At 65.8% G+C, this 12,076-nt stretch carries 10 protein-coding genes; 6 read left to right on the top strand and 4 right to left on the bottom strand.

Annotated features, from left to right (window positions below):
- The first annotated feature begins 147 nt into the window (after positions 1 to 147).
- Both ACZI8R_RS02445 and ACZI8R_RS02440 read left to right on the top strand, forming a co-directional pair.
- Positions 148 to 315 (top strand): adenylate cyclase, encoded by a 168-nt coding sequence (locus ACZI8R_RS02445; RefSeq protein ID WP_463377955.1) that lies wholly within the window; start codon positions 148 to 150, stop codon positions 313 to 315.
- Between the two features lie 72 nt (positions 316 to 387).
- Positions 388 to 1,782 carry an NAD(P)/FAD-dependent oxidoreductase gene (locus tag ACZI8R_RS02440; RefSeq protein WP_463377954.1) on the top strand — a complete coding sequence of 465 codons (1,395 nt, stop codon included), beginning with the start codon at positions 388 to 390 and terminating at the stop codon, positions 1,780 to 1,782.
- A 150-nt stretch (positions 1,783 to 1,932) separates the two neighbouring features.
- On the opposite strand, the gene ACZI8R_RS02435 is transcribed toward ACZI8R_RS02440, so the two are convergent.
- Positions 1,933 to 2,910, bottom strand: a complete 978-nt coding sequence (locus tag ACZI8R_RS02435) for a helix-turn-helix transcriptional regulator (protein WP_463377953.1) — start codon at positions 2,908 to 2,910, stop codon at positions 1,933 to 1,935.
- A gap of 62 nt (positions 2,911 to 2,972) precedes the next feature.
- Between ACZI8R_RS02435 and ACZI8R_RS02430 the strand changes: the two genes are divergently transcribed.
- Complete coding sequence (locus tag ACZI8R_RS02430) at positions 2,973 to 4,367, top strand: FAD-binding oxidoreductase (protein WP_463377952.1); 1,395 nt, start codon at positions 2,973 to 2,975, stop codon at positions 4,365 to 4,367.
- Positions 4,368 to 4,410: 43 nt separating this feature from the next.
- Here ACZI8R_RS02430 and ACZI8R_RS02425 read toward each other — a convergent pair whose 3' ends face one another.
- Together ACZI8R_RS02425 and ACZI8R_RS02420 are read right to left on the bottom strand one after the other, a co-directional pair.
- Positions 4,411 to 4,884 (bottom strand): PaaI family thioesterase, encoded by a 474-nt coding sequence (locus ACZI8R_RS02425; protein ID WP_463377951.1) that lies wholly within the window; start codon positions 4,882 to 4,884, stop codon positions 4,411 to 4,413.
- 237 nt (positions 4,885 to 5,121) lie between these two features.
- On the bottom strand, positions 5,122 to 5,859 hold the full coding sequence (locus tag ACZI8R_RS02420; protein WP_463377950.1) for a hypothetical protein: 738 nt from the start codon (positions 5,857 to 5,859) through the stop codon (positions 5,122 to 5,124).
- Between the two features lie 196 nt (positions 5,860 to 6,055).
- Here ACZI8R_RS02420 and ACZI8R_RS02415 point away from each other — a divergent pair, with 196 nt between their 5' ends.
- The 3 genes from ACZI8R_RS02415 to ACZI8R_RS02405 are packed head-to-tail and all read left to right on the top strand — an operon-like array spanning position 6,056 to position 9,506.
- Positions 6,056 to 7,516, top strand: coding sequence for a FecCD family ABC transporter permease (locus tag ACZI8R_RS02415; RefSeq protein ID WP_463378202.1), 1,461 nt, complete (start codon positions 6,056 to 6,058; stop codon positions 7,514 to 7,516).
- Complete coding sequence (locus ACZI8R_RS02410) at positions 7,513 to 8,631, top strand: FecCD family ABC transporter permease (protein ID WP_463377949.1); 1,119 nt, start codon at positions 7,513 to 7,515, stop codon at positions 8,629 to 8,631. The genes ACZI8R_RS02415 and ACZI8R_RS02410 overlap by 4 nt, the downstream gene beginning before the upstream one ends.
- Positions 8,628 to 9,506 carry an ABC transporter ATP-binding protein gene (locus ACZI8R_RS02405; RefSeq protein ID WP_463377948.1) on the top strand — a complete coding sequence of 293 codons (879 nt, stop codon included), beginning with the start codon at positions 8,628 to 8,630 and terminating at the stop codon, positions 9,504 to 9,506. The genes ACZI8R_RS02410 and ACZI8R_RS02405 overlap by 4 nt, the downstream gene beginning before the upstream one ends.
- Here the strand turns inward: ACZI8R_RS02405 and ACZI8R_RS02400 are convergent.
- Positions 9,477 to 12,053: a rhomboid family intramembrane serine protease gene (locus ACZI8R_RS02400; protein ID WP_463377947.1), complete on the bottom strand. Its 2,577-nt coding sequence runs from the start codon at positions 12,051 to 12,053 to the stop codon at positions 9,477 to 9,479. The genes ACZI8R_RS02405 and ACZI8R_RS02400 overlap by 30 nt on opposite strands.
- Positions 12,054 to 12,076 lie beyond the last annotated feature (23 nt).

Genomic DNA, 12,076 nt, shown 5'->3' with positions numbered 1-12,076 from the left:
TTCGATGACACCGGCCTACCGATATCGTCATCAGCGTCTCCCCCTCGGTGGTGGAGGCGCGGCACCGCTGGTACGTATGGGTCCACTCCAAGACATGCTTCGGTCCGCGCAGTACGGTGATGCAAGTACTCAACAGGAGGCTTTTTCATGTTGGCCGATATCGGTGTCGTATTCGGATATATCGTCGTGATCCTGACGGTGGCAGTCGTGGTGCTGCTCGTGGGGGCGCTTTTCGTCTTTTCCATCAAGGGCGATTACCAGGAGGAAACCCGTTCCAAGATGACCGGCGGCAAGAACATCGATTTGCGGTCGTAGTCGTTCGTCGCGTTTGCTGCCGGCCCCGAAGTCTCACTTTTCACGACGTCTCTCAATGCCAAGGAGCCCCGTATGACTGTGCAGTCGGCCGAGCCGAGTCGCCACCGCGTGGTGGTCGTCGGATCGGGATTCGGCGGATTGTTCGGCACACAAGCGCTGAAGAAGGCCGATGTCGATGTCACGTTGATCGCCCGCACCACTCACCACCTCTTCCAGCCTCTCCTGTATCAGGTGGCCACCGGCATTCTCTCGGTAGGCGACATCGCTCCGGCGACGCGACTGGTCTTGCGGAAGCAGAAGAACACCGAGGTTCTCCTCGGCGACGTCGAGAAGATCGATCTCGAGGCCAAGACCGTCACGTCTCGGTTGCTCGAACGTGTCACGGTGACACCGTTCGACAGTCTGATCGTTGCCGCGGGCGCCGGACAGTCCTACTTCGGTAATGATCATTTCGCCGAGTTCGCTCCCGGCATGAAGACCATCGACGATGCCCTCGAGCTGCGTGGCCGAATCCTCGGCGCGTTCGAGCAGGCCGAACTGTCGGACGATCCGGAAGAACGAGTCCGGCTCCTCACCTTCGTCGTGGTGGGTGCGGGTCCGACGGGTGTCGAGCTCGCCGGGCAGATCGCCGAGCTGTCTCGTCGCACGCTGTCCGGCGCTTTCCGGAACATCGATCCGAGGGAAGCGCGCGTGATACTTCTCGACGGTGCGGACAACGTTCTGCCCGTGTACGGCGGAAAGCTCAGTCGCAAGGCAGCGGAACGTCTCGAAGAGCTGGGAATCGAAATCCAGCTCGGGGCAATGGTCGACAACGTCGACGTGGACGGACTGTCCGTGAAGGACAAGGACGGCACGCACCGACGGATCGAATCCCAGTGCAAGGTGTGGTCGGCCGGCGTGCAGGCCAGCCCGCTGGGCAAGCAGCTCGCAGACCAGTCCGAGGCGGAAGTCGATCGCGCCGGCCGAGTCCAGGTCAATCCTGATCTGAGTCTTCCGGGCCACCCGAACGTGTTTGTGGTCGGCGACATGATGTCTCTCGACAAGCTGCCCGGACTCGCACAGGTGGCGATGCAGGGCGGGAAGTACGCCGCGAAACAGATCAAGTCGGGTCTGGACGGCACGCGGCCGGAGGACCGGCAGCCCTTCAAGTACTTCGACAAGGGCAGCATGGCCACGATCTCCCGATTCAGCGCTGTCGCGCAGGTCGGCAAGCTGGAGATCAGCGGGTTCATCGGTTGGGTGGCATGGCTGGCGATCCACCTCATGTACCTGGTGGGATTCCGCAGTCGGCTTTCGACGCTGTTGTCCTGGACGGTGACGTTCCTCGGCCGCGGACGCGCACAGATGGCATCGACCGAGCAGCAGGTATTCGCTCGAAATGTCATCGGGAAGTTCGAGAAGCATCGGTCCGAATCAGGATCGGCCGCTGCCGCTCCCCCGCCTGGAGACAAGAAGGCGGCCGGCTGAGCCGGTCTCGACGTGAAGCGGGGGTTCCCACCGAATTGTTGGTGGGAACCCCCGCTTTCGTGATGGCGACCCGCATTCCAAGCGTCATTTCGACGAGCGTTTCCCATGACCGAGTGCCGCCGCCGGGACAATCTCGGTGGTCGCGTTGAGTTATTGCTTCAGACGGTCTCCCAGCTGGTGTAGTCGAGCGGTGATCTCGTCGGGCGCGTCGAGACTGAACTGAGCGCCGAGGGCCGCGATGACAGCGATGTACTGGGTTACCAGCTCTGGGGAGTCGCCGCTGAGCCGGACGGTGCATCTGTCGGGACCGTCGTCGATCACGGTGCCGGGGATGGGGCCGAACACTCCGGCGCGCAGCACCTCGGCGGGGCACGACACGGTCATGACCGCCGTGTAGCGGTACGTAGCGGTAGCGAAGGAGTGGGTGAGGTAGCGGGTCGCGCTTGGCGCCGGCAGCTCTCGGGGGGTGCTGGGACGGTGTGTGCGGTCGGGGTGATCGATTCGGTCGACGCGGAAGGTGCGCCAGTCGTCGCGCTCTGGGTCGTAGGCAATCAGGTACCAGTGCCCGTGAACGGTAACCAGGCTGTGGGGTTCGACCCGGCGACTGCTGCTCTCGCCCGCACGGTCGCGGTAGTCGAAGGAGACGCCATCCTGGTCACGGCTGCACGCCGCGAGCACGGCCAACGTGCTGGGGTCGACCAGCGGGGTGTCGCTACTGGGCACGGCGGCGGTCGCGGTGGTCAAGGCGGCCAGTTGGGGTCGTAGCCGAGCGGGGAGCACCTGCTCCAACTTCACAAGTGCCTGCAGCGCGCTGTCCTCGATCCCGGTGATGCTGGCGACGGCGGCGCCGGCCAGTCCAATCGCGACGGCCATCGCCTCGTCGTCGGTGAGCATCAACGGTGGAAGGGCGCGCCCAGCGGTGAGTTGGTACCCGCCGGCTGTGCCGGTAGTGCCCACGACGGGATAGTCAAGTGCGCGCAAACGGTCGATGTCGCGGCGCACGGTGCGCTCGGTCACGGCCAGCCGCGCGGCCAGTTCCGCTCCCGACCAGCTGCGCCGACTTTGCAGCAGCGTCAGCAGCCGCAGTATCCGCTGCGGCAGATCCCTGCGAGACCGTCCTTCATTCACTCAGTCAGAGTGCCACGCATTGCGGACGTCTGATGTCCGCAACGGCTTATACCGTCGAGGGCATGATTGAGACACAACATGAACTGCGCTCCGCGGCCGCATCGCTGAACGATCGCATCGATGGTGTCGTGTACCTACCGGGCGGCCCGGGATACGACCGGGACCGCACGGGACACCAGCTGCTCCAGCCGCACCAGCCGGACCTGGTGGTGGAGTCGGCCAGGGTCCTGGACATTCGGGCCGCCGTCGAGTTCGCGGCAACTCGCGGCATGACGGTGGCTGTCCAGGCGACCGGCCACGGACGTAGTGGTGCCATGCACGGGGGTGTCCTGATAAATACCCGCCGCATGTGTCGCGTCGAAGTGGATGCACAGGCACGGACCGCCTGGGTAGAGGCCGGTGCCAGCTGGCAGCACGTCATCGATGCCGCGGCCCCACACGGCCTCGCGCCCCTGTCCGGCAGTCTGCCGGGCGTGGGCGCAGTGTCCTACACGTTGGGCGGCGGCATCGGACTTCTCGCTCGGCGCTACGGCTATTCGGCAGACCACGTGAACGGGCTGGACGTCGTGACCACCGACGGGCGCGCCCATCACGTGAACGCAACGAACGAGCCGGACCTGTTCTGGGCGCTACGTGGAGGCGGTGGGAACTTCGGCGTGGTCACCGGCATGGAGATCTCCCTCGTGCCGGTCTCCCGGCTTTATGGCGGTTGCCTGTTCTACGACCTCGCGGAAGCCCCCGATGTGCTGGGCGGTTGGCTCGAATGGACCAGAACGGTCCCCGAGGAAATGACGTCAGCTGTCTGCGTGATTCCCTTCCCGGACGTGCCCGCGGTCCCCGACCTGTTCCGGGGCCGGCCCGTCGCACAGCTTCAGGTCAGCTACGCCGGCGCCGCCGAGCACGGCAACCGACTGGTCGAGCCACTCCGGGCACTGGGATCACCGCTACGGGAGACGCTGCGTGAGGTCTCGTACTCCGAGTCCGGTGCCGTCTTCGACGAACCCGACCGACCCAGTGGCTACCGGGGATCCAGCATTCTGCTCGACGACCTCGAACCACAAGAGTTGACCGAGTTGGTCGAGCACGTCGGGCCGTCGGGGCCCAGCTCCTGCATCGTGGGGATCCGCCATCTCGGTGGCGCGCTGGCCCGCCCCCCGCAGGCCCCGAACGCCGTCGGCCGTCGCAATGCCGGCTACTCCCTGGGAGTTCTCTCTCTAACCGAGGTCAACGAGATCGACACCGTCACCGCGATGCACGAAGACGTCCTTACGAATTTCTCCGCACGCACTCTGGGACGCTCACTCAACTTCACCTTCGGTCCCCTCGATCCGGAGCAGGTGCGCACCGCGTTCGAACCAGCCGACTACGAACGCCTGACTGGGATCAAGGCACAGCACGACCCGGACGTCCTTCTGCGTTCCAACCACCCCATCCCGCCGCAGGGTGCCCACAACTGAACCGAAAGAGGAACCCATCCTTGTGGTGGGCACTGACCGCGAACTAGTTGCCGATTGCTGCGGTGTCCGTGATGTTCGCGAGCCGGACCTGGCCCTTCGCGACCAGTCGTTCCCGTTCGTCGTGGATCCGGACCTCCCACAGCTGCTGCGTCCGCCCGCGATGAATGGGCAGACCCTCTGCCTTCAAGGTGCCTTCACGGGTGGCGCGGAGGAAGTCGGTGTTGTTGTTCACGCCCACGACGTGCCCGCGCGCCCCGATCCAGGCTGTGCCCGCGATGCTCGCTACGGATTCCACGACGGTGCAGTAGACGCCGCCGTGCTGGATGCCCGCCGGCTGATGCAGCGTGGGGGCCACCGTCCACTGAGCACGAACCCGGTCCGGCGTGATCTCGGTGTACTCGAGCCCCACCAGCCTGTCGAAGCCCACCGCGGGCTGCCCGACGAGAGCCGAAACATCAAGCTGGGGGCCGTCGGACTGTCCGTTACCGGCGGTGGGGTTGCTCTGGCCGTCGACCATGCGGTTCTCCTCGATGCTGTGTTCGCGTTGTGCGTTCGCCGGAATAGGCGCCACACAATGGCCTACACCAGTGCCCAGAACGAAGAATCGGCGGGCCCACACCTTTCGGTGCGGGCCCGCCGCGGCAAGGACCGGGAGTCACTGCAGCCCTCAGGACTCCGGCGCGGTCCGGCAATTCGGATCGTGGTCGGTGATGGTGCATCACCGATGGGTAAACTATAGGCAAGGCTGGCCTAATTACACAAGAGCCTTCTCGAACGAGAGTGTCGACCCCGTTCGGGTTCGCATCGGGCGAGTACGTACCCGAACCGGCATCCCCGCTGCGACGAACGCATCCAACATCCCCTGTCCACGGCGCTGCGCGACCGCTTCACCTCCCCCGGCCAGGACGGGCACCAGGGCGGCCGCCCCCAGGACGGACTCGCCGACGAGGCCCGAGAATCGAATCCAGTCGATCTGTGCGCAGCGCGAGACGGCGCGGTGGATCGGCTTCAACGACGTGATGCACCGGTGGGCCGTCCAGACCAGGAGTGCCTGCTCGCACGGAACGCTCAGGGTGCCGCGCAAGCCGGAGGTGTCGTCATCGGGCAGCGTGCGCATGGTTTCGTCCAGGACTCCCGCCCAGTCGATTCCACAGTCGTTGTCCATATGAAGCCAGAGGTTCTCGAAGCCTGGGTCCCATGCCCGACCGTCGAGTACCACGGACGCGGCCACGCGCCCCACCACTGCGTGAACGAGTGAAGTGGCAACCTGGATCGCCGCCGCGTGCGGATCTTCGAGATCGTCGAGCGCGCGTGCCCACATCTGCGGAATGCGATCGCCGTCGAGGCCCTTCGCCAGCTGCCACCATCTCCGCTTTCCCTCGTCCGCCATCGTTGCCACGGCGTACATGCGCGGATAGTCCGGATTCAGCGCACGCAAGCGGGTGCACGAAAGATCCAGCGCTGTTGCGTCGGCGGTGAGGGTCGAAGTCACGGTGTGCTCCAATGTCGCGGGAACCTGTCGGAAGATAGGTTAGCCTAACCACGGTCGCGTCACGCAAGAGGGTGACACTCGTTACGTCGACATTTTTCGACACCTCTTCGATCTCTTCAGCAAGGGTTCCGTAACCTAACAAGGACGGCACCGGATGCCGGTCGACGTAGGAGGAACCACCCCACCCGTGACAACCATGCGAAAGCTCGGCGCCGTAGACACGGCCACCACGAGCGAAGACTTTGCGCACCAGGACGTTCCCCGTGGTCCTGCGCCGACGCGTCTGCGATTCGCCGCGGCAGCCCTCGACCTCGGAATCGTCGCGCTGCCGCTGGTGTTGGGGTGGCTGATCGTCGACTCACTGTCCGACGAGAACGGCGGAGGCTCGGCAGATCGAGCTGTGTTCGGAGGCGCCGCAGTGCTGGTCGCGCTCGGACTCCTCGTCTGGAATCGCGGCTTCCGTGAGGGGCGCACGGGACAGAGTGCGGCAAAGGGATGGGTCGGACTCGTGTCCCGGGACGTCACCACCGCGCACCCTCTCGGGCTCCGCAGAGCGCTGAGGTCACTCGTGGTTCGCGACCGCGGCCTCGAGGTGGTCCGCGAGAAGACGGCCTTCGCGGAGGGATTCACGCCGATCGAGAAGGACATATCGCTGTCGGCGACCAGGCGCCGCCGACTGATCGGTCTCGCCGTTCTCGTAGCAGTCCTTGCCTTCGTTCTCCTCGCGAGCATTGCCATCGGCGCACGCCCGTTGACGTTCGCGGAGATCTTCCAGTCGTTGATTCATTCGGACGACAGTCAAGCGGACATCATCATCCGCACACTGCGCGGTCCCCGAACGATTCTCGGACTCGTGGTCGGAATCGCACTCGGTGTTGCAGGCGCGCTGATTCAGGGGCATACCCGTAACCCGCTCGCGGACGCAGGCCTCCTCGGTCTCAATGCCGGCGCAGCGTTCATGGTCGTCATGTCGATGTACATTCTCGGGTTCAGCGCCCCCAGTCAGTACCTGTGGTTCGCGTTCGCCGGATCGTTCATCGCGAGCGTGGTCGTGTTCGGGATGTCGTCGATCGGCAACGGCGGCGCCAGTCCCCTGAGCCTCGCACTGGCGGGTGCCGCGGTCGCCTTCTTCCTACAGGCGATGACCAACGCGATCTTGATCATGGATCAGCAGAGTCTCGACGGGTACCGGTTCTGGGTAGTCGGCTCCGTCAGTGGACGCGGCTACGACATCCTGTGGCAGGTACTGCCTTTCCTCGCCATCGGCCTGGTGATCGCCGTTGCCAGTACGCCCAGCCTGAACGTGCTCAGCCTCGGCGAGGACGTGGCGCGGGGGTTGGGTACCAACATCGCCGTCAGCCGAACCCTCGGCATCATCGCCATCACATTGCTGACCGGAGCCGCCACCGCGGCATGCGGTCCGATTGCCTTCATCGGCCTGGTCGTCCCGCACGTGGCTCGCGCGATCACCGGTCCCGACTACCGCTGGTTGGTGCCGTACGCGGGGCTTCTCGGCGGCGTCATGCTGGTCACCGCGGACGTGATCGGGCGAGTCGTCGTCCGCCCGGGTGAACTCCAGGTGGGGATCGTCCTGGCCGTGTTCGGCGCCCCCTTCTTCATCGCACTCGTTCGCCGTCGAAAGTTGGCCGGCCTGTGACCCTCGTATCCAAGCCCGTATCCAAGCCCGTATCCACGATCGCACCGGCAGCACCTCGGGGGGTTCCCTCCAGGCCGCCGTTCCGCCTGGGGCCCGTCTCGCTGGTCTTCCGGCCCTTCATGATCGCCGTCAACCTGGCGCTGCTGGTGGCGCTGCTGCTCCTCCTGTGCATCAACATCGGGCGCGGCGACTACGACCTGTCGATTCCCGAGGTCGCATCCGTACTGGTGGGCGGTGGAACCAAGGCCGAGAACTTCATCGTCATGGACCTACGTCTCCCCCGGTCACTCACCGGGCTGCTGATCGGCGTCGCTCTCGGGTTGGCAGGCGCTCTGACGCAGTCGATTGCCCGCAACTCCCTCGCGAGTCCGGACATCCTCGGAATCACAGCCGGTGCCAGCGCCGGCGCCGTCGCGCTCATCGTGCTCGGCGGTGGCGGCAGCTTCGTCGGACTCCTCGCGCTTCTCGGCGTTCCGCTCGCGGCGCTGTGTGGCGGCTTCCTGACCGCGATCGTGATCTATCTTCTCGCGTGGAAGGGCGGCATCGAAGGCTTCCGCCTCATCCTGGTCGGCATCGGAATCAACGCGATGCTCGTCGCCACGGTCGGCTGGCTACTCATCTCCGCCGACATCGACGACGTGTCCCGCGCCCAGGTCTGGCTGAACGGTTCGCTCAACGGGGCGAGCTGGGACCAGATGTGGCCCGTGGCGATCGCGGTGGTGATCATCGGCGTGCTGGTCGTGGTGTCCACCTTCACCGTCGGAGCCCTTCGATTGGGCGACGACAATGCCGCATCGCTCGGTGTCGGTGTCACTCGCGCCCAGACCCGGCTGCTGTTGGCATCCGTCGCCCTCGCCGCTGTCGCCACGGCGGCGGCCGGACCGGTCGGGTTCGTCGCCCTCGCAGCGCCCCAACTGGCGCTGCGATTGGTGCGGTCCCCCGGCCCCCCGATGATCGCATCCGCCCTCACGGGCGCCGTTCTGGTCGTGGGCAGCGACGTCGTCGCGCGCACCCTGTTGCCGGTGGAACTGCCCGTCGGCATCGTGACCTCCGCAATCGGCGGCCCGTTCCTGCTCTACCTGCTCGTTCGCAACAATCGGAAGGTGTCCGCATGACCGCGCACATCCCGCCTCGCCTCGTAGCCGACGGCCTGACCCTGGGGTACGGGGACCGAACCGTCGTCGACGGCCTCGATCTCGCGGTGCACACCGGCGTCATCACCACCGTGATCGGGCCCAACGGTTGCGGAAAGTCGACCCTGTTGCGTGCGTTGGGCCGGCTACTGAAGCCCAAGGCCGGGACCGTCGCTCTCGACGGCAAGACCATCGGCCGGATGCGCACCAAGGACGTGGCTCGCACCCTCGGCATGCTGCCGCAGTCTCCGGTCGCCCCCGAAGGCCTGACCGTCGGCGACTTGGTCGCGCGTGGCCGCCACCCGCATCAATCCTGGATCAGGCAATGGTCCTCGGACGACGAATCCGAGGTCGCCGAGGCATTGTCGCTCACCGGTGTCGCGGACCTCGCGGATCGGCCGGTGGACCAGCTCTCCGGTGGGCAGCGACAACGTGCGTGGATCTCGATGGCACTGGCGCAGGGCACAGACATACTGCTGCTCGACGAACCCACCACCTACCTGGACCTTGCGCATTCGATGGAGGTCCTCGATCTCGTCGATCGGATGCACGCCGAACTCGGCCGCACGGTCGTCATGGTCCTGCACGATCTGAATCTCGCGATTCGCTACAGCGATCAACTGATCGTCATGCGCGAGGGAGCGATCGTGGCGTCGGGCCCGCCGCAGGAGATCATCACCAGCGAGCTTCTCCTCGAGGTGTTCGGGCTCGAGGCGTCCGTCATTCCCGATCCGGTCTCGGACCGTCCGCTGGTCGTGCCCATCGGCACCCGTCACGTGTACGGGCGGGTCGGTGGGCCGGATCGACCGGCAGAGGCGCCCTCGGAGTCAGTTTCCGCGGGCAACGACGGTGCGTAACAGCTTCATGCTCTGACTCATGGACACCTCGGGCAGGTAGGCGCGTCCCACCGCGCTTCCGATACTCGGTAGCGCGGCCGGGTCCGGGAAGGTCATGTAGATGGGCACGTAGCGCGGCTGGAACTTGGACTTGAAGGCCAGAAGCGAGCGGAACCCGTAGACCGGTTCGAGAGTGCGCCCCAGTACGTCCAGAAGGTTGTCCATCATGGTCCCGAACGCGCTGTTGTCGGCGGTCGGCGGATCCATCTTCGCGAGCGGTGCCCCCGACAGGCTCAGAAATTCGAAGCCCTCGTCCTCGAGGGTCGATGCGGCCGAGGCGATGAGGAATTCCATGGCCGGCCGGAACCCGTTCGATCGGCGGCGCATGAAGTCCAATGTCCATCCCACGATCTGTCCATCCCGGTGAACCGGTAGCCACGACGTCACGCCGTGCACCGTTCGATCCTCGTCGATCGCGATCAGGCAGCGAACCTGCGGGTCGTCGACCTCGTCGAGGCCGCCGAGTGTGAAACCCATTTCGGGCATGCCTTTGTCAGCGACCCATTCCTCCGATATCGCGGTGATCTGGTCGGTGATCCCCATCGAGGCATCCGGGAGCCGGACCCATTCCGCGGTGATTCCGGACTTCTTGGCCTTGTTCAGCGCGGTGCGCACGTCCTGGAACTTCTTACCCGTGAACGCAACCGAGCCGAGATCGAGAACTGTCTCCTCGGCTACTTGAATCGAACCCCAGCCGAGCGTGTCACTCGCGTCGCGCACCGCATCCGTCACCGAGTAGAAGCACGGCGTCCATCCGTTCTCGGCAGCGAACTCGGCGAATCCCTCGACCATCTCGGTGGTGCGGGCCGGCGGCCCGACCGGATCTCCGGTCGTCAGTGCCACGCCTGCGATCACCCGGTAGGCGATGTAGCCGGTCCCGCCCGGTGCGAACCAGTAGCTGTTCCCCGACCAGGTGGTCATCCAGGACAACGGACTGCCGGTGCCGCTGCGCAACAGGTCGCGCGCTCGGTCGCGGTCCTCGGGGTCGCCACCTTCCACCGCCGGCCTCAGGAATGTGGCTGCCACCAGAGCACTGACGGCGAGCCAGAACACGACGCCGATCCACTCGTAGAGCAGCGTGGCCGAGACATCGACCGGGAGCAGACGCGGATCCAGCCACTGCAGGTAGACCGGTGGCACGAGGCGTTCCGGATAGTCCGCCACCAATGTCAGGAACGACGGTCGTGGGTCGAAACCCGATCGGGCCAGCATTCCCCCCAAGACGTAAACGACCCACAGCCCGACCGCCACGGCCGTAACCGATCCCGCGAGGTTTCGGTAGGTGTGTCGCGGTGCGGCCACCCCGAACAGGCGACGGGTCGCCAGCAACACGACGAGGACGGCGACCGGCGTCAGGAAGGGCATCAGCGTGCGGTAGACGGTCGGATCGGCGAGCCCGTAGAACAGCGTGTCCTCGTCGACCGAATCCACATACCGGAAAACGAAATTCGCTGCGCACAGCACCAACAGGATGCACTGGGACGCCACCGCCCCCCACCAGGCGAACCGTCGTCCGCGCCGCAACCCGTCGCTGAGAACGAGTACGAACAGCGAAGGCACGAGGCTGAGCAGAGTCGGCCCGACACCGGACAGGCGAAGTTCGAGGAGACCCCTACGGCAATCCGGATCGGCGGCGGACTGCGCACACAACTCCCGAACCTCGGGAGCCGTCCACGGGACACCGCGAATCAGGTCCCGAAGCACCGCGAGTGGCCCGATGGCGTCGCTGGACAGGGCTGCCAGGACCGGGCCGATCGCGCTTGCCGCCACCACGATGGCGACGAGCATCCGTCCTTCGCGCCGGGTGCCGGCTATCCGTGGGCCGCGCTGCGAACGTCCGACGATCCAGGGCCCGACGACGAGCCCGACCACGGCGGCAGCCAAGCGGATCAGGTCGATGAGATGCCCGCCGAAGAGCGCAGAGACGATGGTGAGTGCGAGGACACCGACACGGATTCGGCGACGCCACAACGTGTCCATGTTCGCGGTCGCGACCATCAGCGTGCCGACGACCCAACCGCCGGCACCGACGGCGTAACCGATGTGAAGTTCGAATCCCCAGTCGGAGTCCACGGTCTTCGCGGCCGCGGCGAGCCCGACCGCGATCAGGGCCCCGACGATCTGAGTAGCCAGCGCGGCGACGAGGAATCGGGCGGACCCCATCCGGCGTTCGACCGGTACGGCAACCGCGAGGATCAGCACGGTGAGGCCCAGATACGACGCCGCGCCGGACGCCCAGAACGCCGAGGTGACGATCCCCCAAAATCTGAAATGCTCGAGGCCGACCACCCCGAGGCCGATGTCGCGATTCAGCGCGTGGGAAGGGCCACGAGCCACGCTCGAGGTCGCCACGGCCAGGATCCAGAGTGCCGCCAGAGCAGTGATGCTGACAGGTGCGCGCCGAGCGGCGGACCACCCGACCGAAGACCATCGGCGAATCCGCCTACCGATCCGCTCGAACACGGCCGTTCCACGGGAGCCGTCGTACGGCTCGCGTCGGTTGCTCATCCCGCCCACCTTTCGGAAGCATC

This window comes from Rhodococcus huquni (genome assembly GCF_055231055.1).
The sequence above is the reverse complement of the archived record's forward strand: the minus strand, read 5'-3'. Positions and strand labels throughout refer to the sequence as shown.